Source organism: Extensimonas perlucida (assembly GCF_007655255.1).
GTDB classification, from domain to species: domain Bacteria; phylum Pseudomonadota; class Gammaproteobacteria; order Burkholderiales; family Burkholderiaceae_C; genus Extensimonas; species Extensimonas perlucida.
The window spans coordinates 1-22,198 of the sequence record NZ_VMYE01000016.1 but is presented as its reverse complement, the minus strand read 5'-3'; the positions used below and the strand labels follow the sequence as shown (position 1 = coordinate 22,198).

The following is a 22,198-nucleotide window of genomic DNA, read 5'->3' as shown; positions in this document are numbered from 1 at the left end:
TGCAGGGTACTGGAGCCTGCAAAGAGGCATATTGTCGCATGCACCGATAATTCCAGCCCTTCGTGCCTGTTTATTTTTAGCGAGTCAGACCCATCCCATGGCCCAATACGTTTATTCGATGAATCACGTCAGCAAGACGGTGCCGCCCAAGCGACAGATTCTCAAAGATATTTCTTTAAGTTTTTTCCCCGGCGCCAAGATTGGCGTGCTGGGCTTGAACGGCTCAGGCAAGTCCACCTTGCTCAAGATCATGGCCGGCATGGACAAGGAGATCGAGGGCGAAGCCCTGCCCATGCCGGGCCTGAAGATCGGCTACCTGCCGCAGGAGCCGCAGCTCAACCCTGAGCACACCGTGCGCGAGAGTGTCGAAGAGGCGATGGGCGAGGTCTTTGCCGCGCGCGCCAAGCTCGATGAAGTCTATGCCGCATATGCCGACCCCGAGGCCGACTTCGACGCCCTCGCGGCCGAGCAGGCGCGCCTCGAAGCCATCATCGCCACGGCGGGCACCGATTCCGAGCACCAGCTCGAAATCGCCGCCGACGCCTTGCGCCTGCCGCCATGGGACGCGCAAATCGGCCAGCTCTCGGGCGGCGAAAAACGCCGCGTCGCGCTGTGCCGTCTGCTGCTGTCCAAGCCCGACATGCTGCTGCTCGATGAGCCCACCAACCACCTCGACGCCGAGAGCGTGGAGTGGCTTGAAGTGTTCCTCAAGCGCTTTCCGGGCACCGTGGTGGCGATCACGCACGACCGCTACTTCCTCGACAACGCGGCCGAGTGGATTCTGGAGCTCGACCGTGGCCACGGCATCCCTTACAAGGGCAATTATTCGACCTGGCTCGAGCAGCGCGAGGCCCGGCTCGAACAGGAGCAGCGCTCCGAAGACGCGCGCACCAAGGCCATGAAGAAAGAGCTCGAATGGGTGCGCCAGAACGCCAAGGGACGGCAGGCCAAGAGCAAGGCGCGCATCGCACGCTTCGAGGAACTCTCCGACTACGAATACCAAAAACGCAACGAGACGCAGGAAATCTTCATCCCCGTGGCCGAGCGCCTGGGCAGCCAGGTGATCGAGTTCAAGAACGTGAGCAAGTCGTTCGGCGACCGGCTGCTCATAGACAACCTGAGCTTCAACATCCCCGCCGGCGCCATCGTCGGCATCATCGGCCCGAACGGCGCGGGCAAGTCCACGCTGTTCAAGCTGATCGCGGGCCGCGAACAGCCCGACAGCGGCGAGGTCGTGATTGGTTCTACCGTGAAGATGGCCTTTGTCGATCAGCACCGCGATGCGCTCGCGAACGAAAAAACCGTCTGGGAGGACATTTCGGGCGGGCTCGACATCATCACCGTGGGCAAGTTCCAGATGGCGAGCCGCGCCTACTGCGGGCGCTTCAACTTCAACGGCGGCGACCAGCAGAAAAAGGTCGGCGCGCTCTCTGGTGGTGAGCGCGGGCGCCTGCACCTGGCCAAAACCTTGATCGCGGGCGGCAACGTGCTGCTGCTCGACGAGCCCTCGAACGACCTGGACGTGGAAACCCTGCGCGCACTCGAAGAAGCACTGCTCGAGTTTGCCGGCACCGTGCTGGTCATCAGCCACGACCGCTGGTTCCTCGACCGCATCGCCACGCACATCCTTGCGGCCGAGGGCGACAGCCAGTGGACGTTCTTCGACGGCAACTACCAGGAGTACGAAGCCGACAAGAAGAAACGCCTGGGCGAAGAGGGCGCCAAGCCCAAGCGCATGCGCTTCAAGGCGCTCAAGTAGCAGCGTAGCAGGGTCTCTTACAGCGGGCTTGTTTCGCGGTAGCATCGGGGCCCGCGCGAGCTTGACTTCCCCCGCCATGTCCCTCAGTGCAGCACAAGCGAGAGTCGTCTTCCGCGCCTGCGTCGTCGATGCAGTGCGCAGGGGAGAAGCGCTCATGCGGCAACTGGTCGATGCCACCCACGGGGCATTGGCGAATGCAGAGGCATCGGAGCGAAACTACCAGCAGCGCACGCTGCTCGGCGATGGACTGCGCCTTTTGAATCAGCACGGGGCTACGCTGGTCAAGGCCTACCCGATTGCTCTGCTGGATGTCTTCGCGCAAGGCCCGGCCAAGGTGTCTGCCTCGCCTGTGGAGGATACCGGCCTCGACTTCGGCGAGCTTGCGCTTCTGGACGAAGCCGAAATGCAAAGCCAGGTCGAGCTCGCACGTGCCCAGCAACGGGCTGTGTATGCCACCGACGCCGTGCTGGCCGACCTCAATGCCCTGGTGAGTTCCGCGCAGGGCCTGCGCAGCGTGCAGGCCGAACGCAACCCCTTGCGTCCGGAAAATTACGTGCGCGCATTGCAATGTGTGATGACCGATGCGGACATTGCTGCACCCGTGCGGCAGCTGTGGATGCAGCATATGTCCGTGGCTCTCGGAGCGTTGCTGGTGAACGAATACCGGCATGCTGCCCAAAGCCTGCGCGAGCATGGCGTCGAGCCCGTGGGCTATGCGATGCTGGGCGTGCCGGTGGGGGCTCTGGCGGCGGCGTCGGTGCAAGCACAAGGGCCGCGCACCTCGGGGGCTCCCGCTTCAGAGGTAAAGCAAAGTAGCGGCTATGCCCAGGCTTGGTACCGCAGTCCAGGTGAACAAGGCCAGCCCACTAGGTCGTCCTCGCTGGGTGGCGACGGATTCGGTGCGGCGGCGGAGGAAGCGCTGCTCACGGTCGGCATGCTGCGCCAGATGCTTTCCAGTGGACTGGACCCTTACACCTACGGAGTGGCAGGAGCAAGCGGCCCGCAGGCACCATCGGCCGGCCAGCACGTTTCTCCCGAAGCTGTGGTGCAGGCCATGGAGGACGTCGCGCAGCTCGAACGTCTGGTCGGAAAACTGACTTCGCCTCATGGGTCCACGCACATGAGCTCGCATGCGTCGCTGGTTGCACCGGTGGTGCAGCTTGCATCCGTTGCTGAGTCGACCATGGGGCTGGGTTCGTCCCAGTCCACTGCGACGGATCTGGTGGGACGCATGCTGAAGAAGCTCGCAAAAGATCGGCGCCTGCTGCAGCCCGTGCTGCGTGCCGTGCAGGAATTTGCACCGGCGCTCGAACAGTTGGTGCAGCATGACAGCCGGTTTTTCATTGACGGCATGCACCCCGCGCGGCGCCTGCTCGACGAAATCACGCGCCGCAGCCTGGCATTCGAGAGCGAAGATGCGCCTGGATTCAGCCGCTTCATGCGGCTGCTCGACGAGGCCGTGGGTCAGCTGCGCGAAGCGCGCATCGAAGATGCCACACCATTCGAGACGGTGCTCAAGGCGCTGGAGGCCGCCTGGGAGGTGCAGGAGCGGCAGCGCAAGACCGAGCAAAAGGCTGAAGAGCAGGCCTTGTGGCGCGCGATGCAGGCGGAAAAAATTGCATGCGACTTTCGTCAGTTGCCGGACTGGGCGCGGGTGCCGGTGGACATCGCCGATTTCGTGACCGGCCCATGGGCCTATGTGGTGGCCCTTGCTATGGAAAATCAGAGTGAGGACGGCAGTGCTGGCACAGCGCAGCCCCAGCGCCTCGACCCGCAGGCTTTGCGTGCAATGGTGCCGCTGCTGCTATGGAGTGCGCAGCCCGAGCGCGCAGGCGCCGAAGCCGAGCGGCTGGCCAGGGTGGTCCCAGAGATCCTGGCGCAAGTGCAAACGGGTCTGGAGAGCATCGCGTATCCACGCGACAAGGCGCAAAGCTTTTTGCAGCGGCTCACCGAACTGCACCAGGCCGGGCTGGCTGCACCTGCAGTCCCTGCCGCACACCCCTCTGCTGCTGCAACGCAGGAGACCGCCGCGGTCGAAGCTGCGCAGGAGCCGGCGATGGATTCTCCACCGGGGCCAGAGCAAGGGGCGGCAGCCAGCGTCGAGCAGGCTCAGTGGCAGCCGGAATTCGTGCTTGGTACCTGGGTGGAACTGGTGAGCCAGGGACGCACGGTGCGCACCCAGCTGACCTGGATCAGCCCGAACGCCACGCTGTTCCTCTTCACGGGCGCCGATGGAAGCACCCAATCGATGACGCTGCGCATGCGCGACAAACTGCTGGCGCAAGGAAACCTGCGCCTCGTATAGATTGATTCAGGTAGCAGGAAAGTCCACCGGCGCAGGTGCTTTCCACAAGGCGCGCGGGCAGGGCCGCGCGCCCCGAAGCGTTGTTATTTGCCCGCTGCCGTCACGTCGCGGCGCGGCGAGCCGGTATAGAGCTGGCGCGGGCGGCCGATTTTGTATTCTGGGTCGCCGATCATCTCGTTGAGCTGGGCGATCCAGCCGACAGTGCGGGCCAGCGCAAAGATCCCCGTGAACAGATTGACCGGGATGCCGATGGCGCGTTGCACGATGCCGGAGTAGAAGTCCACGTTCGGGTAGAGCTTGCGCTGCACGAAGTAGTCATCCTCGAGGGCGATCTTCTCGAGCTGCTTGGCCAGCTTGAACAGCGGGTCGTTTTCCAGCCCAAGTTCGGACAAGACTTCGTTGCAGGTTTCCTGCATGAGTTTGGCGCGCGGGTCGTAATTTTTGTAAACGCGGTGCCCGAAGCCCATGAGCTTGACGCCGGAGTTCTTGTCTTTGACCTTCTCCATGAACTCGCCGACCTTGGCCACGCCGCCCATCGCCTGAATTTCTTCGAGCATGTTCAGGCAGGCTTCGTTGGCGCCGCCGTGCGAAGGACCCCAAAGGCAGGCCACGCCCGCAGCAATGGCGGCAAACGGATTCGTGCCCGAAGAGCCGCACAGGCGCACGGTGGAGGTGGAGGCGTTCTGCTCGTGGTCGGCGTGCAAGATGAAAATCCGGTCCATGGCGCGTTCGATCACCGGGTTGACGTGGTAGTCCTCGCACGGCGTGCCGAACATCATGCGCAGGAAGTTTCCCGCATAGCTCAGATCGTTGCGCGGGTACATATAGGGTTCACCCTTGCCGTACTTGTAGGCCATGGCGACCAGGGTGGGCATCTTCGCGATCAGGCGGATCGCGGAAATGGCGCGGTGCTCGGGGTTGTTGATGTCCGTGCTGTCATGGTAGAAGGCCGACATGGCGCCCACCAGCCCAGTGAGCACGGCCATGGGGTGCGCGTCACGGCGAAAGCCGCGCAGGAAGAACTGCATCTGCTCGTTGACCATGGTGTGGCTGATCACGAGTTTGTGGAACTGATCGCGCTGCGATTCGGTGGGCAATTCGCCGTTGAGCAAAAGGTAGCAGGTGTCGAGATAGTCGCACTGGGTGGCCAGTTGCTCGATAGGGTAGCCACGGTAGAGCAGTTCACCCTTGTCGCCGTCGATATAGGTGATGGCAGACTGGCACGACGCCGTGGACAGGAAGCCCGGGTCGTAGGTGAACATGCCCGTTTGCGCGTACAGCTTGCGGATGTCGATGACATCGGGGCCAATGCTGCCCTGATAGACCGGCAAATCTACGTTGGGGCTGCCATTGCTGAAGGACAGGGTGGCTTTGTAGTCGGCTAGTTTCATGGTCATTTCCTTGGGGTGTAGGGCAGTGGGCTGAAAAGGTGGCAAGCGCGTGGCGTGACCAATGCACGTCACCGGGTCTGGTCTGCTGTGCCTGGGACAATAACAGCTGTGCCCTGGCGCAGCATCGCAAGAACCGTGCAAACCTCGGGAGTATCGAGTGTCTCAGCGGGCTCGCGGCGGCGTAGCAGCAAGTCCAGCAGGTCGTTGTCGGCCAGGTCCATCAGAGCGAGCAGACCTCTGGCGTGGGATTGCCTCAGTTCGGATTCGAAGCGGGCAAAGAAGCGGGAGATGAACAAATCGTTTTCGAGCAGGCCGCGCCGGCAACGCCAGTGCAGCTTGCTCAGTTCGCGTTCGTTCAGCAACGCATCAGCAGCGGAAAACGATTCGCCCATGGAAGTCCGCAGCATCAGATGGCGCGGCGCACCATCAATTCCTTGATCTTGCCTATGGCGCGTGTGGGGTTCAGGTGCTTGGGGCACACGTCCACGCAGTTCATGATGGTGTGGCAGCGGAACAGACGGTAGGGATCTTCGAGGTTGTCCAGGCGCTCGCCCGTGGCTTCGTCGCGGCTGTCGGCAATGAAGCGGTAGGCCTGCAGTAAGCCCGCCGGGCCGACGAATTTGTCGGGGTTCCACCAGAAGCTCGGGCAGCTCGTGGAGCAGCTCGCGCACAGGATGCACTCGTACAGGCCGTTGAGCTCCTCGCGCTCTTCGGGCGATTGCAGACGCTCCTTTTCAGGTGCGGGGGATTCGTTGACCAGGTAGGGCTTGATCGAGTGGTATTGCTTGAAGAACTGCGTCATGTCCACGATCAGGTCGCGAATCACTGGCAAGCCAGGCAGGGGCTTGAGCACGATGGTGCCCTGTAGCGAGTTCATGTTGGTCAAGCATGCGAGGCCGTTCTTGCCATTGATGTTCATGGCGTCCGAGCCGCAGACGCCCTCGCGGCAGGAGCGACGAAACGATAGGCTGGGGTCCTGCGCCTTGAGCTTGAGCAAGGCGTCGAGCAGCATGCGCTCGTGGCCATCGAGCTCGATCTCGATGGTCTGCATGTACGGCTTGGCGTCCTGGTCCGGGTCGTAGCGGTAGATTTTGAAGGTGCGTTTTTGCATGGTTGTTCTCTTGGGAGGCTGGCGCTTCAGAACGTCCGGACTTTGGGGGGGATGCTTTCCACCGTGAGCGGCTTGAGGTTCACGGGCTTGTAGTCGAGCCGGTTGCCTGCGCTGTACCACAGCGTGTGCTTGAGCCATTCCTTGTCGTTGCGGCCCAGCGGGAATTCAGCGTGGTCTGCAGGGTGCTCGTAGTCATCCACGGTATGGGCACCGCGGCATTCCTTGCGGGCGGCGGCGGACACCATGGTGGCTTGCGCGACCTCGATCAGGTTGTCGACCTCGAGCGCTTCGATCCGCGCGGTGTTGAAGACCTTGGACTTGTCCTTGAGCGTGACGCTGCCAACCTTGGCACGGAGGGCGGCGATTTTTTGCACACCTTCGTCCATGCTCGCCTGCGTGCGAAATACCCCGGCATGCTGCTGCATGGCGGCGCGGATGTCGTTGGCCAAGTCCTGCGCATAAATGCCATCGGTGGATTTCTCGAGCTGGTTCAGACGCTCCAGCGTGCGCTCCGCGGCATCTTTGGGCAGGGGCTTGTGTTCTTTGTTCTGCGCAACGAATTCGACGATATGCCTGCCCGCAGACTTGCCGAAGACCAGCAGGTCGAGCAGCGAATTGGTGCCCAGACGGTTGGCGCCATGCACACTCACGCAGGAACATTCGCCCACCGCATACAGGCCGTTCACGACGGCGTTGTGTACGCCATTGGCTTGCGTGACGACCTGGCCGTGGATATTGGTGGGGATGCCGCCCATTTGATAGTGGATGGTGGGCACCACGGGAATGGGCTCTTTGGTGATGTCCACGTTGGCGAAGTTGATGCCAATCTCGTACACCGAGGGCAGGCGCTTGTGGATGGTCTCGGCCCCGAGGTGGTCGAGTTTGAGCAGCACGTAGTCCTTATTGGGGCCGCAGCCGCGGCCTTCCTTGATTTCCTGATCCATGCAGCGCGAGACGAAGTCGCGCGGGGCCAGGTCTTTGAGCGTGGGGGCGTAGCGCTCCATGAAACGCTCGCCATTGCTGTTGAGCAAAATGGCGCCTTCACCGCGGCAGCCTTCGGTCAGGAGCACGCCCGCACCGGCAACGCCGGTGGGGTGGAATTGCCAGAATTCCATGTCTTGCAGCGGGATGCCGGCGCGCGCCGCCATGCCCAGACCGTCGCCGGTGTTGATGAAGGCATTGGTCGAGGCCGCAAAAATACGCCCGGCCCCCCCCGTGGCCAGCAGTACGGTCTTGGCCTCGAGGACGTACAGGTCGCCCGTTTCCATTTCGAGTGCGGTCACGCCCACCACGTCGCCGTCGGCGTCGCGGATCAGGTCGAGCGCCATCCACTCGACGAAGAAATTGGTTTTGGCCTTGACGTTTTGTTGGTACAGCGTGTGCAGCATGGCATGGCCGGTGCGATCGGCGGCGGCGCAGGCGCGCTGCACGGGCTTTTCGCCGTAGTTGGCCGTGTGGCCGCCAAAGGGGCGCTGGTAGATGGTGCCGTCGGGGTTGCGGTCGAACGGCATGCCGAAGTGTTCTAGCTCGATCACCACGTTGGGCGCTTCGCGGCACATGAATTCGATCGCGTCCTGGTCGCCGAGCCAGTCGGAGCCCTTGACGGTGTCGTAGAAATGGTAGTGCCAGTTGTCCTCGCTCATGTTGCCGAGCGAGGCCGACACGCCACCCTGGGCGGCCACGGTGTGGCTGCGCGTGGGGAAAACTTTGGAGAGCGAAGCCACGTTGAGCCCCGCGCGGGAGAGTTCGAGTGCGGCGCGCATGCCGGAGCCGCCGGCACCGATGATGACAACGTCAAATTTGCGCTTGGAGATGGTAGCGTTGGTATAGCTCATTGTTAGCCTTCAGTCGCGGAAATCAAAGACGCCACAGAATCTGCATGCCCCAGCCGGCACAACCGACCAGCCAGACGATGGCAAGAACCTGCAACACCAAGCGCACGCCAACGGGCTTGATGTAATCCATGAAAATGTCGCGCACGCCAACCCAGGCGTGCCAGGCCAGGCCGACGATGACGGCAAAAGTCAATACCTTCATCCACTGGTGGGCAAAGATGCCAGCCCACAGGTCGTAGCCGATCGGGCCTTGGGACAAAAGCAACTGGGCCAGCACGATGATGGTGAACAAGGCCATCAGCGCGGCCGTTGCGCGCTGGCTGAGCCAGTCGCGCAGGCCGTAGTGGGCGCCGACGACGGTACGTTTGGAGCCGTAATTGGTGGGCATGGGGGTTTCCTTTCTTGTTGCTGGAGCGGTGGGGATGGCTTAGTACAAGCCAAACAGCTTGGCACCGAGCACCAGCGTCAGGGCGATGGTGATCACCAGGGTGACAACGGCGGAAGTTTTGCCGAATTCTTTGCTCACGGCCTCGTGGCTGATGTCCATCCAGAGATGGCGCAAGCCCGCGGTAAAGTGGTGCAGATAGGCCCAAATCAATGCCAGCGCCACGAGCTTGATGAACCAGCCCGGGAAAAATCCCAGGCCGCCTTGGAATGCCGCCTTGAATCTTTCGAAGGAAATCTCGGACGACACGGAGGTATCGAACATCCAGAGAATGAAGGGCAGCAGCAACAGCATGAGGAAGCCGCTGACACGGTGCAGGATGGAAACCCAGCCTGCGGCAGGAAGGCGGTAGGAGGGCAGGTCCGAAAGTGCATTGATGTTGCGGAATTCGGGCCTTTTTTTGGCGATTTCTGTCATGTCTGGTGCTTTCTTCGAGGATGTTGCTTTGTGGGAGGAATGGTGCAGACAACGCAAAATTCTATTGCAAGGCCACTGCCACGCCCTGCCGCGCGCCAAAATTTGATGCTCACACTCGGGTGTGTCTGCAGCATGTGGTGCCTGCTTTAGATCAAGGTATTGTGATAGTGGTGCGTGTCGGTGCGGTACAGGCCGCGGCGCAATTCCATGGGGACGTCGTTGTAGGTGTAGGAAATGCGTTCCACGCTCAGGAGCGGCGTACCGGTAGTGACCCGCAACAGCTCGGCCTGCTCGGCATCAGGGAGCACGGCGCGGATTTTTTCTTCTGCGCGCACCATGCGCACGCCGAATTCCAATTCCAGCATGGCGTAGGTCGGGCCCTGGTAGCTGGCCAGATGTTCCGCGGTGAGGCCTTTGAAGGCCTGGCCGGGCAACCAGATGTCTTCCAGGATGGTGGGCGTGCCCCCGAAAGAGAGAATCCGCCGCGCCTGCACGACGGCGTCGCCGCTGCGCAGTGCCAACGCGCGCGCTACCTCGGCGCTGGCGCGTGTGCGGCGGCAGTCCAGAATCGTGCGCTGTGCCGGGCCTTCGGTGCGGGCGTTGCCAACGTCGGGGCGCAGCTTCAAAAAGCGGTATTGCACCTGCTGCTCCGCATGCGTGGCAACGAAGGTGCCTTTGCCCTGGCGGCGGACGAGGAGGTTTTCGGCCGCGAGTTCGTCTATGGCCTTGCGCACCGTGCCCTGGCTCACGCGAAAGCGCGCAGCAAGCTCGACCTCGCTCGGGATCGCTTCGCCCGGTTTCCACTCGCCCTGCTGCAGACCTTGCAATATCAGCCCCTTGATCTGCTGGTACAGCGGGCTGAACGCCGGCGTAGCGGCTGCAGTTGCAGCCGTCGCAGAGGTGTCGGCAGAGTGGGGCAACGAAGACATGGCTGGAGGTGGGACAAGGCGGGCAGGTGCGCGGGATCATGCGCACCCTCTGAGCAGGTCGCCTGCGTGCAATCATATCTTATATAAGACATAAGACAAATTGACCGTGCGTCGCGTTCGGCGGTAAACTTTCGCTCTGTTTGCATGGCGTGCAGGGCGCGGCCCGTCGGGTTGTTCATTGCGGGCGCTGGTGCTTGCGTCGATTGCACCGTCCACGAATGCGCTGCGCAAAACCCGTGGGGGAGCAAGTCCCACGGAACTGCGCGATCTGCCTGGTCTCGTGCAATCGCTGACCTATTTCCTCACTTCCTGGAGTTTTCACCATGAGCAAGAAGCCCGTACGTGTTGCTGTCACCGGTGCGGCCGGCCAGATTGGCTACGCCCTGTTGTTTCGTATCGCCTCCGGCGAAATGCTGGGCAAGGACCAGCCCGTCATCCTGCAGCTGCTCGAGGTGCCTGTCGAAGGGCCGCAAAAAGCGCTCAAGGGCGTGATGATGGAACTCGAAGACTGTGCCTTCCCGCTGCTCGCGGGCATGGAGGCACACAGCAACCCCATGACGGCCTTCAAGGATGCCGACTACGCCCTGCTGGTGGGCTCGCGGCCGCGCGGCCCCGGCATGGAGCGTGCCGAATTGCTGGCCGTGAACGGCGCCATCTTCATCGAACAGGGCAAGGCGCTCAATGCCGTGGCGAGCCGCAACGTCAAGGTGCTGGTGGTGGGCAACCCCGCAAACACCAATGCCTACATCGCCATGAAAAGCGCGCCCGACCTGCCGCGCAAGAATTTCACGGCCATGCTGCGCCTGGACCACAACCGCGCCCTGAGCCAGATCGCCGCCAAGACGGGCAAGCCGGTCGCAGAGATCGAAAAAATGATCGTCTGGGGCAACCATTCGCCCACCATGTACGCGGACTACCGCTTTGCCACCATCCAGGGGCAGAGCGTCGCCCAGATGATCAATGACCCGGATTGGAACGCCAATGTGTTTCTGCCCACCGTGGGCAAGCGCGGCGCTGCCATCATCGAGGCGCGGGGCCTGTCTTCGGCGGCTTCGGCAGCCAATGCGGCCATCGATCACATGCGCGACTGGGCACTGGGCACGAACGGCAAGTGGGTGACCATGGGCATTCCTTCGGATGGCCAGTACGGCATCCCAAAAGACGTGATGTTCGGCTTCCCCGTGACCTGTGCCAACGGTGAATACAAGGTGGTCGAGGGGCTGGCGATCGACGCCTTCTCGCAAGAGCGCATCAACATCACCCTGGCGGAATTGCTGTCCGAGCAAGACGGCGTGAAGCATCTGCTGTAAAGCAAAGCGGCAGTATGGCGATGCACTCGGCCCAGGAATCCGCGCCGCCCTCCGTGGCAAAGCGCAGTAACGCCGCAGGCCATCCGCGCGACGTGCTTCTGGGCGCCCAGGCGCAGACCGGTTTTTTGCCGGTTTGCGACCACTACAGCGGCGTTGAGGCGCGCATGCGCAAAAGCCTGCAGCTGCAGGCCGAGATGACGCAAGAATTCGGCACCTGCGTTTTCGACGTCACGCTCGACTGCGAGGATGGCGCCCCCGTAGGCGCCGAGGCGGCCCACGCCAGGCTCGTGGCGGCGCTCGCGCGCGACGCTGCACCGCACGCCCGTGTCGCAGCGCGCGTGCACCCTGTCGATCACCCCGCTTTTGCGAACGACGTGGCCACGATCGCCGGCGAGGCCGGGCACAGGCTCTGCCACATCATGATTCCCAAGGTGGAATCGATCGACGACGTGCTCACGGCGGAAAAGGCGTTGCAGCGTGCGTCGGCGGGGCATTTGCCCCTGCATGTGCTGATCGAATCGCCGCAGGCCGTGTACCGGGCCTTCGAGATCGCGGCGCATCCGCGCGTGCAGAGTCTGAGCTTTGGCCTGATGGACTTCGTCTCGGCGCATGGCGGGGGCGGTTCCGGCCGAGGCCATGACTTCGGCAGGGCAGTTTTCGCACCCGCTGGTGTTGCGTGCCAAGCTCGAAATAGCCGCGGCCTGCCATGCCCATGGCAAGGTGCCCGCGCATTGCGTAGTTACCGAATTCAGCGACATGGCGGCCATGAAGGCCGCCGCCACGCGCGCCGCGCACGAGTTGGGCTACACGCGCATGTGGAGCATCCACCCGGCGCAGATCCGCCCCATCCTCGAAGCGTTCGCGCCCACGCAGGACGATGTCGAGCACGCTGCAAAAATCATTGCAGCTGCCGCCGGTGCTGAGTGGGCTCCCATCAACATGGACGGGGTGCTGCACGATCGGGCCAGCTATCGGTACTATTGGCAGGTGCTAGAACGTGCACACCGAACAGGGCTTTTCTTGCCCGAGGCCGTGCGCGCTTGGTTTACGCTTGCCGCTTCAGCGGATGCCCCCTGACTTTGCTTTTCCCTTCCTGCAGGAGTTTCTATGAAGTCCTTGTTTGCTTCCGTGCTGGTGGCCATGGTTCCAGCCTTTGCGGTTGCTGCGAATTCTGATGCGACGCCGGCCAAGCCCTCACACAAAACTGTGGCCAAGGCCTCGAGCGCCAAGACCAAACCCATGACCAGCCGCGAGCAGCTGCACAGCGCGGCCAAACAGGTGGCCAGCGGCTTTGATGCGGCGGAAAAAGCGCTCACGCCCGAAGAGTTGGCGATTGCCGACAAGGTGTACGTCGGGCGCATGCCTTGCGAACTCGGCGCGTATGTCACGGTATCCGCCGACAACGCCGCGCCCGGTTACTTCCACGTGGAGGGCAAGGGCTTCAAGTACCACATGGCGCCCGTCGTTTCGGCAACTGGCGCCATTCGCCTCGAAGACCACAAGGCCGGCGCCGTCTGGCTGCAGATCCCCAACAAGTCCATGCTCATGAACCAGAAAATCGGTCAGCGCATGGCCGATGAATGCATGAGCGCGCAGCAAGTGGTCGTGGCCGAGGCCTTGAAGAAAAACCCGCCGCCGAGTCTGCTGGATTCGCGCAATTAATTGTTTCAGCAGGCGCGGCCGGTGGGGGCGCAACCCTCGCGGCTGCGCCGTTTCCAATTGCAATCACAAGAGAACAAAATGTTGAAAGCCTACCGTGACCATGTGGCCGAACGCGCCGCTCTGGGCATCCCGCCGCTGCCGCTAACTGCGCAGCAGACCGGGGAGCTGATCGAACTCATCAAAAATCCGCCCGCGGGCGAAGACGCGCAGTTTTTGCTCGACCTGCTCACGCATCGCGTGCCGCCGGGGGTGGACGATGCGGCCAAAGTGAAGGCCTCGTTCCTCGCCGCCGTGGCGCATGGTGACATCCAGGTGGGCATGCTCAGCAGGGCCAAGGCGACCGAGCTGCTCGGCACCATGGTGGGCGGCTATAACGTCAAGCCTTTGATCGATCTGCTGGACGATGCCGAAGTCGCGCCGATCGCAGCCGAGGGGCTCAAGCACACGCTGCTGATGTTCGACGCCTTCCACGACATGGCCGAGAAGGTGCAGGCTGGCAACGCGCACGCCAAGGCCGTGATGCAAAGCTGGGCCGATGCCGAATGGTTCCTCACGCGCCCCGAAGTGCCGCAAAAGATCACCGTGACGGCGTTCAAGGTGCCTGGCGAGACCAACACCGACGACCTCTCGCCCGCGCCTGACGCCTGGAGCCGCCCCGACATTCCGCTGCACGCGCTCGCCATGCTCAAGAACAAGCGCCCCGATGCGCCGTTCGAGCCCGAGGAAGACGGCAAGCGCGGCCCGATCGGCGTGATCGAGCAGCTCAAGCAAAAAGGCCACCTCGTGGCTTACGTGGGCGACGTGGTCGGCACGGGCTCGAGCCGCAAGTCGGCCACCAACAGCGTGATCTGGCACACCGGGCACGACATTCCTTATGTGCCCAACAAGCGCTTTGGCGGCGTGACGCTGGGCGGCAAGATCGCGCCGATCTTCTTCAACACGCAGGAAGACTCTGGCTCGCTGCCGATCGAGGTCGATGTCAGCAAGATCGAATTCGGCGACGTCATCGACATCTACCCCTACGAGGGCAAGATCGAGAAAAACGGCGAAGTCATCGCTACTTTCCAGCTCAAGAGCGAAGTGCTGCTCGACGAAGTGCGCGCGGGCGGCCGCATCAACCTGATCATTGGCCGCGGCCTCACGGGCAAGGCGCGCGAATTTCTGGGCCTGCCGGCCTCGACGGTGTTCCGCCTGCCCAAGGCGCCCGAGGATACGGGCAAGGGCTTCACGCTGGCGCAGAAGATGGTGGGCCGCGCCTGCGGTCTGCCAGAAGGCCAGGGCATTCGCCCCGGCACCTACTGCGAGCCCAAGATGACCACCGTCGGCAGCCAGGACACCACGGGCCCGATGACGCGCGACGAGCTCAAAGACCTGGCCTGCCTAGGCTTCAGCGCCGATCTGGTCATGCAGTCGTTCTGCCACACCGCGGCCTACCCCAAGCCCGTCGATGTGAAGATGCACCGCGAGCTGCCCACCTTCATCAGCAGCCGCGGCGGCGTCGCGCTGCGCCCGGGCGACGGCGTGATCCACTCCTGGCTCAACCGCATGCTGCTGCCCGACACCGTGGGCACGGGCGGCGATTCGCACACGCGCTTTCCGATCGGCATCAGCTTCCCGGCAGGCTCGGGGCTCGTGGCCTTTGCCGCGGCCACGGGCGTGATGCCGCTGGATATGCCCGAGTCGGTGCTGGTGCGTTTCAAGGGCCAGATGCAGCCTGGCATCACGCTCCGTGATCTGGTGCACGCGATTCCGCTGTATGCGATCAAGCAGGGTTTGCTGACCGTCGAGAAGAAGGGCAAGAAAAACTTTTTCTCGGGCCGCATCCTCGAAATCGAGGGCCTGCCGGACCTCAAGGTGGAGCAGGCGTTCGAGCTCTCCGACGCCTCGGCCGAGCGCTCGGCCGCAGGCTGCACGATCAAGCTCCACCAGGAGCCCATCATCGAGTACCTGAAGTCGAACATCGTGCTGCTCAAGAACATGATCGCCGACGGCTACCAGGATGCCCGCACGATCGCGCGCCGCATCAAGAAGATGGAAGAGTGGCTGGCCAAGCCGCAGCTGCTCGAGGCCGACGTCGATGCCGAGTACGCCGCCGTGATCGAGATCGACCTCGCCGACATCAAAGAACCCATCCTCTGCTGCCCGAACGACCCGGACGACGCCAGGGTGCTGTCCGAAGTGGCGGGCACCAAGATCGACGAGGCCTTCATCGGCTCATGCATGACCAACATCGGCCACTTCCGCGCGGCGGCGCGCCTGCTGCAAGGCCAACGCGACATCCCCGTGCGCCTGTGGGTCGCGCCGCCGACCAAGATGGACCAGAACGAGCTCATCAAGGAAGGTTATTACGCAACCTTCGGCACCGCCGGCGCACGCACCGAAATGCCGGGCTGCAGCCTGTGCATGGGCAACCAGGCGCAGGTGCACGAGGGCGCGACGGTGGTGTCCACGAGCACGCGCAATTTCCCGAACCGTCTGGGAAAGAACACCAACGTGTTCCTCGCTTCGGCAGAGCTCGCGGCCATCGCTTCGCGTCTGGGCCGTCTGCCCACGGTGGAGGAATACCATGCCGAAATGGGCGTGATCAACCAGAAGGCCAGCGAAGTCTATCGCTACATGAACTTCGACCAGATCGAGGAGTTCAAGCAAGCGGCTGAGACGGTGAGCGTCTGATGCGCTGAACCTGCCCAGAAAAAAGCCCGCTTCGGCGGGCTTTTTTCTGGGCGAGGGGTGTTAATACGCAGATGACCAATTGTCAATAATTGTGCACTCAAGCCGCCACAACCTCGAGCGGCTGGCCTAGGCTGCGCAGCACGTCGCGCACGAGCTGCGCGCGCGCCTTTGGGTCTGGCAGGGCGCGTTCGATGCGCAGCTTTTCGTTGCCGGCGAGCTTGATGTGCTTGTTTTTCTGGATCAGCCCGACGATCGCCATCGGGTCTATGGGTGGCTGGGGCTTGAAGCTGATGTGGATCACACCGGGCGCGGCATCGACTTTGGTCACGCCGTAGCGGCTGCCGAGCACGCGCAGGCGGTGCACGTCGATCAGGGTTTGCGTGGGCGGCGGCAGCTTGCCGAAGCGGTCCACGATTTCTTCGAGCAGGCTGTCGATCTGCTCGTCGCTGTGCGCGGTGGCGAGCTTTTTGTAGAACGACAGGCGCAGGTGCACGTCGCCGCAGTAGTCGTCTGGCAGCAGGGCGGGGGCATGCAGGTTGATGTCGGTGGTGGCCGACAGCGGCGCGAGCAGGTCGGGCTCCTTGCCGGCCTTCAGTGCGCGCACGGCCTCGCTGAGCATTTCGTTGTAGAGCTGAAAGCCCACCTCGAGCATGTTGCCGCTCTGGCTCTCGCCCAGCAATTCCCCCGCGCCGCGGATTTCGAGGTCGTGCATGGCCAGGTAAAAGCCGCTGCCGAGCTCCTCCATCTGCTGGATGGCTTCGAGCCGTTGCTGCGCCTGCTTGGTGAGCCCTTCGAGGTCGGGCACCATGAGGTAGGCGTAGGCCTGGTGGTGGCTGCGGCCCACGCGCCCGCGCAGCTGGTGTAGCTGCGCGAGGCCGAATTTGTCGGCGCGGCTGATGAGGATGGTGTTGGCCGTGGGCACGTCGATGCCGGTTTCGATGATGGTCGAGCACAGCAGCAGGTTGTAGCGCTGCGCCACGAAGTCGCGCATCACGCGCTCCAGTTCGCGCTCGGGCATCTGGCCGTGGGCCACGGCGATGCGCGCCTCGGGCAATATTTCCTGCAGCTTCTGGCGCCGGTTTTCAATGGTTTCGACCTCGTTGTGCAAAAAGTAAACCTGCCCGCCGCGCTTCAATTCGCGCAGCACGGCCTCGCGGATCACGCCCGTGCTTTCGCTGCGCACGAAGGTCTTGATCGCCAGGCGCCGCTGCGGCGCGGTGGCGATCACGGAGAGGTCGCGCAGGCCCTCGAGCGCCATGCCCAGCGTGCGCGGGATCGGCGTGGCCGTGAGCGTGAGCACATCGACCTCGGCGCGCAGCTGCTTCATGGCCTCTTTGTGGCGCACGCCAAAGCGGTGCTCCTCGTCGATGATGAGCAGGCCCAGGTCTTTGAAGTGCACCGACGCGCTGAGCAGTTTGTGCGTGCCTACGACGATATCCACCGTGCCCTCGGCCAGCCCTTTGAGCGTGGCCGCCACCTCTTTGGTGGAGCGAAAGCGCGACACCTCAGCCACCTTCACAGGCCATTTGGCAAAGCGGTCAACCAGCGTCTGGTAATGCTGCTCGGCCAGCAGCGTGGTGGGCGCGAGAAAGGCCACCTGCTTGCCGCCCGTCACGGCCACGAAGGCCGCGCGCAGGGCGACTTCGGTCTTGCCAAAGCCCACGTCGCCGCACACCAGCCGGTCCATGGGGCGCGGGCTGATCATGTCCTGGATCACGGCGTGGATTGCGGCCTTTTGGTCGGCGGTTTCCTCGAAGCCGAAGTCGTTCGCAAAAATCTCGTAGTCCTGCGCGTGGAAGCGAAAGGCGTAGCCTTGGCGCGCAGCGCGGCGTGCATAGATGTTGAGCAGCTCGGCCGCGGCGTCGCGCACCTGCTCGGCGGCCTTGCGTTTGGCCTTGTCCCACTGGCCGCTGCCCAGCTTGTGCAGCGGGGCTTCGTCGGCAGAAACGCCGGTGTAGCGGCTGATGAGCTGCAGCTGGCTCACGGGCACGTAGAGCGCGGCCTTGTCGGCGTATTCGAGGTGCAAGAACTCCTGCATCGCCGGGCTGCCGTCGGGGTTTTTCTCGCCCAGGTCCATGTGCACGAGCCCGCGGTAGCGGCCTATGCCGTGCGCGCTGTGCACCACGGGGTCGCCCACGTTGAGCTCGGAGAGGTCTTTGATGAGCGCATCGACGTCGCTGGTCTGTTCCTGGCGCTTGCGCCGGCGCGTGGCGGCCCCGGTGGCAAAAAGCTCGGTTTCGGTGACGAAGTCGATGCCGCCTTCGGGCCACGAAAAGCCGTTGCCCAGCGCCGCGGTGGCGATGCCGATTTTTTCATCCGCGGCCTGGAATTCGGCGAGCGACTCGAACGCCGGCGGGTGCACGCCGCTCGCGCGCAAAAAGTCCAGCAGGCTCTCGCGCCGCCCTGCGCTTTCGGCCAGCAGCAGCACGCGCTGCGGTGTGCGCTGCACATGCGCCTGCAGGCGCGTGAGTGGCTCGTCGGCGCCGCGCACCACGGTGAGGTCGGGCAAGGTGGCGAATTCGGCATACGCACTTGCTGTCCCTTCGACCGACGCTGCGCCCTCGGCCGTCGCGTCGCCCGTTGCACCAGCGCCTGCAGCGGCCCGCAGCGCCAGTTGCGCATGGGCGTTGGCGCGGGTGTAGAACTGCTCGGCGCTCAAAAACAGTGCTTCGGGCGGCAGCACGGGGTGTTCGGGGTCGCCTTGCGCCAGGCGGTAGCGCTCGCGCGTGTCCTGCCAGAACTGTGCGAACGCGGCCTGCACGTCACCGTGCAGCACCACGGTGGCCTGCGCGCCAAGATAGTCGAACACCGTGGCCGTGTCGTCGAAAAACAGCGGCAGGTAATACTCAATGCCCGCCGTGGCCACGCCGTTGCCCATGTCTTTGTAGATGCGGCTCTTGGTTGGGTCGCCCTCGATCAGCTCGCGCCAGCGGCGCCGAAAGCGCGTGCGCGCCTCCTCGTCCATGGGAAATTCGCGCCCCGGCAGCAGGCGCACCTCGGGCACGGGGTAGAGGCTGCGCTGGCTGTCGGGGTCGAAGCTGCGGATGCTGTCGATCTCGTCGTCGAACAGGTCTATGCGGTAGGGCATGGGCGAGCCCATCGGAAACAGGTCGATCAAGCCGCCGCGCACCGCGTATTCGCCGGGGCTCACCACCTGCGTGACGTGGCTGTAGCCGGCGAGCGTGAGCTGCGCCTTGAGCTTGGCCTCGTCGAGCTTCTGCCCCGTCTTGAAGTGAAAGGTGTAGGCCGCGAGAAACGAGGGCGGCGCGAGCCGGTACAGCGCCGTCGTGGCCGGCACCAGCACCACGTCGGCGCCCGTGTCCTGGTGTTTCTGGCTGATGCGCCACAGCGTGGCAAGGCGCTCGCTGATCAAGTCATGGTGCGGCGAAAAGCTGTCGTAGGGCAGCGTCTCCCAGTCGGGAAACAGCGCAATGCGCAAGTCGGGCGCAAAAAACGCCATCTCGTCGATCAGGCGCTGCGCGTCGCTCGCATCGGCCGTGACGATGGCCGTGAGCCGCCGCCCCGATTTTTCACGCGCTGCGAGCTGCGCGAGCAGCAGCGCATCGGCGCTGCCCACGAGGCGCGGCAGGGTAAAGCGTTTTCCGGGGGAGAGTTTGGGCAAGTCCATGAGGCGCGGGAAGCAAAAAACAAAAGGCAGAAACGACGAAACCCCCGGCCGGGGAGGGCGGGGGTGTGGGTAGTCGCGGGGTGCAATTTTAGGGGGGCCGCTTGTTGGCTGCGGTGTACCCAGGTATCACCCTGCAGACCTGCACGGCTACGCACCTACTGAACCTGTGCGCCCCGCGGCGCCTAGGAGCCTGCGGTGTTCGCACCCGGCGGGGTCGTGCGAAACTCATTGCGCTTGGCTTTTGTGGCATTGGAAAACCCAATCGATGGCATGCAGGCTATCAATTGGCTTGATGGCAAGTTTGCGTCTAGACTTGCATCCGTGTTCAGCAACTCAACCGAAGGAATCTGAAATGTCCGTACTCAACACGCAAATCAAGCCTTTCAAAGCCATGGCCTACAAGGGTGGCAAGTTCATCGAAATCACCGATGCCGACGTCAAGGGCAAGTGGGCGGTGTTCTTCTTCTACCCGGCGGATTTCACTTTTGTGTGCCCGACCGAGCTCGGTGACATGGCCGACCACTACGCCGAGTTTCAGAAGATGGGCGTCGAGATTTACTCCGTTTCCACCGACACGCACTTCGTGCACAAGGCCTGGCACGACGCTTCGGACACCATCCGCAAAATCCAATACACCATGGTTGGCGACCCGACCTGGGAAATCAGCACCAATTTTGACGTGCTGCGCCCCGGCCAGGGCCTCGCAGACCGCGGCACCTTCATCGTCGATCCGCAAGGCATTATCCAAGCTGTGGAAATCACTGCCGAAGGTATTGGCCGCAACGCCGAGGACCTGCTGCGCAAGGTCAAGGCTGCGCAATATGTCGCCGCCCACCCCGGTGAAGTCTGCCCCGCCAAGTGGACCGAAGGCGCAGCCACGCTCAAGCCTTCGCTCGACCTCGTGGGCAAAATCTGAGCCAGCGTTCTGCCCTTCAGTGCGTACCCCGCTCAGGTGCACGCCCTGATCGGCCCGACGTTCACCGGGCTCCTGGCGCCTTGCCGGGTGCCCGGTTTTTTTCACCCCGTAGTTTTGACATTCCAGGAGCCCTCTCATGCTCGACGACAACCTCAAGGCGCAACTCAAAGCTTATCTAGAGCGCATCACGCGCCCCGTGGAGCTCGTGGCCACGCTCGACGAGCGGCCCGCGTCGCAAGAGCTGCGCGAGCTGCTGCAAGACATCCGCGCGCTGTCCGACAAGATCACCGTGGTCGAGAAAAACGACCTGCCGGTGCGCAAGCCCTCGTTCCTCATCACCCAACCAGGCGCCAGCACGGGCCCGCGTTTTGCCGGCGTGCCGCTGGGGCATGAATTCACCTCGCTCGTGCTCGCGCTGCTGCACACGGGCGGCTACCCCCCGAAGGCCGACGCAGACCTGCTCGAGCAGATCCGCCAGCTCGAGGGCGACTACGAGTTCGAAACCTACTACTCCGTCACCTGCCACAACTGCCCCGACGTGGTGCAGGCGCTCAACCTCATGAGCGTGCTCAACCCGCGCATCCGTCACACGGCCATCGACGGCGCGCTGTTCCAAAATGAAATCGAGGCGCGCGAGATCATGGGCGTGCCCACGGTGTTTTTGAACGGCAAGCTGTTCGGCCAGGGGCGCATGGAGCTGGCCGAAATCGTCGCCAAGCTCGACCAGGGCGCGGCCGCGCGCGAGGCCGCCAAGCTCAACGCCAAGGAGCCGTTCGACGTACTCATCGTCGGCGGCGGCCCGGCCGGCGCTGCGGCTGCGGTGTACGCGGCGCGCAAGGGCATACGCACGGGCGTCGCGGCCGAGCGCTTCGGCGGCCAGGTGCTCGATACGCTGGACATCGAAAACTACATCTCTATCCCCAAGACCGAAGGCCCGCAGTTTGCCGCCGCGCTCGAGCGCCATGTGCGCGAGTACGAGGTGGACATCATGAACCTGCAGCGTGCGCAGGCGCTGGTGCCCGCGAGCACGCCGGGCGGCCTGATCGAAGTGCGCATGGAAAACGGCGCGAGCCTGCGCGCCAAGGCCGTGATCCTGGCCACGGGCGCGCGCTGGCGCAACATGAACGTGCCGGGCGAGGAGCAGTACCGCACCAAGGGCGTCACCTACTGCCCGCATTGCGACGGCCCCTTGTTCAAGGGTAAGCGCGTGGCCGTGATCGGTGGCGGCAACTCGGGCGTGGAGGCCGCGATCGACCTCGCCGGCGTGGTCGCGCATGTCACGCTGCTCGAATTCGCGCCCGAGCTCAAGGCCGACGCGGTGCTGCAGCGCAAGCTGCGCAGCCTGCCCAACGTCGAGATCATCGTGAACGCGCAAACCACCGAGGTCACGGGCGACGGCCACAAGGTCACGGGGCTGCGCTACCAAGACCGGGTGAGCGGCGCCGCGCAATCGCTCGCGCTCGAAGGCATCTTCGTGCAGATCGGCCTGCTGCCCAATACTGACTGGCTCAAGGGCACGCTGGAGCTGTCGCGGTTCGGCGAAATCGTCGTCGATGCGAAAAACCACACCAGCCTGCCCGGCGTGTTTGCCGCGGGCGACTGCACCACCGTGCCCTACAAGCAGATCATCATCGCCGCAGGCGAGGGCGCCAAGGCTGCGCTCAGCGCGTTCGATCACCTCATCCGCAGCTAGCTGTCCAGTCCCGGACGATCATAAGGCCGCCGATGGAACAAATGAGGGTATGAATCGTACCACCCACTCATAGCCTGCATAGGCGTCTTGCTCTGCAGGGCTGATTGGGGCAAGTGGTGGTTGT

General features: G+C 63.5%; 15 protein-coding genes and 2 pseudogenes. 8 read left to right on the top strand and 9 right to left on the bottom strand.

Annotated features, from left to right (window positions below):
* Positions 1 to 97 precede the first annotated feature (97 nt).
* Together ettA and FK527_RS12605 are read left to right on the top strand one after the other, a co-directional pair.
* Positions 98 to 1,759 carry an energy-dependent translational throttle protein EttA gene (ettA, locus tag FK527_RS12610; RefSeq protein ID WP_144734441.1) on the top strand — a complete coding sequence of 554 codons (1,662 nt, stop codon included), beginning with the start codon at positions 98 to 100 and terminating at the stop codon, positions 1,757 to 1,759.
* Between the two features lie 76 nt (positions 1,760 to 1,835).
* Positions 1,836 to 4,064: a DUF1631 family protein gene (locus tag FK527_RS12605; RefSeq protein ID WP_144734438.1), complete on the top strand. Its 2,229-nt coding sequence runs from the start codon at positions 1,836 to 1,838 to the stop codon at positions 4,062 to 4,064.
* A gap of 83 nt (positions 4,065 to 4,147) precedes the next feature.
* On the opposite strand, the gene gltA is transcribed toward FK527_RS12605, so the two are convergent.
* The 7 genes from gltA to FK527_RS12570 form a co-directional block, all read right to left on the bottom strand.
* Positions 4,148 to 5,455 (bottom strand): citrate synthase, encoded by a 1,308-nt coding sequence (gltA, locus tag FK527_RS12600; RefSeq protein WP_144734435.1) that lies wholly within the window; start codon positions 5,453 to 5,455, stop codon positions 4,148 to 4,150.
* A gap of 68 nt (positions 5,456 to 5,523) precedes the next feature.
* On the bottom strand, positions 5,524 to 5,847 hold the full coding sequence (locus FK527_RS12595) for an FAD assembly factor SdhE (RefSeq protein ID WP_144734432.1): 324 nt from the start codon (positions 5,845 to 5,847) through the stop codon (positions 5,524 to 5,526).
* Between the two features lie 14 nt (positions 5,848 to 5,861).
* On the bottom strand, positions 5,862 to 6,566 hold the full coding sequence (locus FK527_RS12590) for a succinate dehydrogenase iron-sulfur subunit (RefSeq protein WP_144734429.1): 705 nt from the start codon (positions 6,564 to 6,566) through the stop codon (positions 5,862 to 5,864).
* 26 nt (positions 6,567 to 6,592) lie between these two features.
* Positions 6,593 to 8,401 (bottom strand): succinate dehydrogenase flavoprotein subunit, encoded by a 1,809-nt coding sequence (sdhA, locus tag FK527_RS12585; protein ID WP_144734426.1) that lies wholly within the window; start codon positions 8,399 to 8,401, stop codon positions 6,593 to 6,595.
* A gap of 22 nt (positions 8,402 to 8,423) precedes the next feature.
* On the bottom strand, positions 8,424 to 8,789 hold the full coding sequence (sdhD, locus tag FK527_RS12580) for a succinate dehydrogenase, hydrophobic membrane anchor protein (RefSeq protein WP_144734423.1): 366 nt from the start codon (positions 8,787 to 8,789) through the stop codon (positions 8,424 to 8,426).
* Positions 8,790 to 8,828: 39 nt separating this feature from the next.
* Positions 8,829 to 9,263 carry a succinate dehydrogenase, cytochrome b556 subunit gene (sdhC, locus tag FK527_RS12575; RefSeq protein ID WP_144734420.1) on the bottom strand — a complete coding sequence of 145 codons (435 nt, stop codon included), beginning with the start codon at positions 9,261 to 9,263 and terminating at the stop codon, positions 8,829 to 8,831.
* Between the two features lie 146 nt (positions 9,264 to 9,409).
* Entirely contained in the window at positions 9,410 to 10,192 is a 783-nt protein-coding gene (locus FK527_RS12570) for a GntR family transcriptional regulator (RefSeq protein WP_144734417.1), read from the bottom strand.
* Between the two features lie 323 nt (positions 10,193 to 10,515).
* Here FK527_RS12570 and FK527_RS12565 point away from each other — a divergent pair, with 323 nt between their 5' ends.
* The 4 genes and pseudogenes from FK527_RS12565 to acnB all read left to right on the top strand — a co-directional run bounded on the left by FK527_RS12565 (position 10,516) and on the right by acnB (position 15,837).
* Positions 10,516 to 11,502 carry a malate dehydrogenase gene (locus FK527_RS12565; protein ID WP_144734414.1) on the top strand — a complete coding sequence of 329 codons (987 nt, stop codon included), beginning with the start codon at positions 10,516 to 10,518 and terminating at the stop codon, positions 11,500 to 11,502.
* A gap of 20 nt (positions 11,503 to 11,522) precedes the next feature.
* Positions 11,523 to 12,579, top strand: a pseudogene (locus FK527_RS12560) (HpcH/HpaI aldolase/citrate lyase family protein).
* Between the two features lie 30 nt (positions 12,580 to 12,609).
* Positions 12,610 to 13,164 (top strand): hypothetical protein, encoded by a 555-nt coding sequence (locus tag FK527_RS12555; RefSeq protein ID WP_144734411.1) that lies wholly within the window; start codon positions 12,610 to 12,612, stop codon positions 13,162 to 13,164.
* A 78-nt stretch (positions 13,165 to 13,242) separates the two neighbouring features.
* Positions 13,243 to 15,837, top strand: a complete 2,595-nt coding sequence (acnB, locus tag FK527_RS12550) for a bifunctional aconitate hydratase 2/2-methylisocitrate dehydratase (protein WP_144734409.1) — start codon at positions 13,243 to 13,245, stop codon at positions 15,835 to 15,837.
* Between the two features lie 97 nt (positions 15,838 to 15,934).
* Here the strand turns inward: acnB and mfd are convergent, their stop codons facing one another.
* A complete protein-coding gene (gene mfd, locus FK527_RS12545) occupies positions 15,935 to 19,465 on the bottom strand; it encodes a transcription-repair coupling factor (RefSeq protein ID WP_144734406.1) in 3,531 nt (1,176 codons plus the stop codon).
* A gap of 352 nt (positions 19,466 to 19,817) precedes the next feature.
* Between mfd and ahpC the strand changes: the two genes are divergently transcribed.
* Complete coding sequence (gene ahpC / locus FK527_RS12540; RefSeq protein WP_144734403.1) at positions 19,818 to 20,381, top strand: alkyl hydroperoxide reductase subunit C; 564 nt, start codon at positions 19,818 to 19,820, stop codon at positions 20,379 to 20,381.
* A gap of 136 nt (positions 20,382 to 20,517) precedes the next feature.
* Positions 20,518 to 22,074: an alkyl hydroperoxide reductase subunit F gene (gene ahpF, locus FK527_RS12535; RefSeq protein ID WP_144734400.1), complete on the top strand. Its 1,557-nt coding sequence runs from the start codon at positions 20,518 to 20,520 to the stop codon at positions 22,072 to 22,074.
* On the opposite strand, the pseudogene FK527_RS12530 reads toward ahpF, so the two are convergent.
* Positions 22,071 to 22,198, bottom strand: a pseudogene (locus FK527_RS12530) (IS481 family transposase); the annotation flags it as partial. The gene ahpF and the pseudogene FK527_RS12530 sit on opposite strands and share 4 nt — an antisense overlap.

Coding starts and splice junctions, on each gene's coding strand:
- ettA (WP_144734441.1), top strand. CDS start 98: ATGGCCCAATACGTTTATTCGATGAATCACGTCAGCAAGACGGTGCCG.
- FK527_RS12605 (WP_144734438.1), top strand. CDS start 1,836: ATGTCCCTCAGTGCAGCACAAGCGAGAGTCGTCTTCCGCGCCTGCGTC.
- gltA (WP_144734435.1), bottom strand. CDS start 5,455: ATGAAACTAGCCGACTACAAAGCCACCCTGTCCTTCAGCAATGGCAGC.
- FK527_RS12595 (WP_144734432.1), bottom strand. CDS start 5,847: ATGGGCGAATCGTTTTCCGCTGCTGATGCGTTGCTGAACGAACGCGAA.
- FK527_RS12590 (WP_144734429.1), bottom strand. CDS start 6,566: ATGCAAAAACGCACCTTCAAAATCTACCGCTACGACCCGGACCAGGAC.
- sdhA (WP_144734426.1), bottom strand. CDS start 8,401: ATGAGCTATACCAACGCTACCATCTCCAAGCGCAAATTTGACGTTGTC.
- sdhD (WP_144734423.1), bottom strand. CDS start 8,789: ATGCCCACCAATTACGGCTCCAAACGTACCGTCGTCGGCGCCCACTAC.
- sdhC (WP_144734420.1), bottom strand. CDS start 9,263: ATGACAGAAATCGCCAAAAAAAGGCCCGAATTCCGCAACATCAATGCA.
- FK527_RS12570 (WP_144734417.1), bottom strand. CDS start 10,192: ATGTCTTCGTTGCCCCACTCTGCCGACACCTCTGCGACGGCTGCAACT.
- FK527_RS12565 (WP_144734414.1), top strand. CDS start 10,516: ATGAGCAAGAAGCCCGTACGTGTTGCTGTCACCGGTGCGGCCGGCCAG.
- FK527_RS12555 (WP_144734411.1), top strand. CDS start 12,610: ATGAAGTCCTTGTTTGCTTCCGTGCTGGTGGCCATGGTTCCAGCCTTT.
- acnB (WP_144734409.1), top strand. CDS start 13,243: ATGTTGAAAGCCTACCGTGACCATGTGGCCGAACGCGCCGCTCTGGGC.
- mfd (WP_144734406.1), bottom strand. CDS start 19,465: ATGGACTTGCCCAAACTCTCCCCCGGAAAACGCTTTACCCTGCCGCGC.
- ahpC (WP_144734403.1), top strand. CDS start 19,818: ATGTCCGTACTCAACACGCAAATCAAGCCTTTCAAAGCCATGGCCTAC.
- ahpF (WP_144734400.1), top strand. CDS start 20,518: ATGCTCGACGACAACCTCAAGGCGCAACTCAAAGCTTATCTAGAGCGC.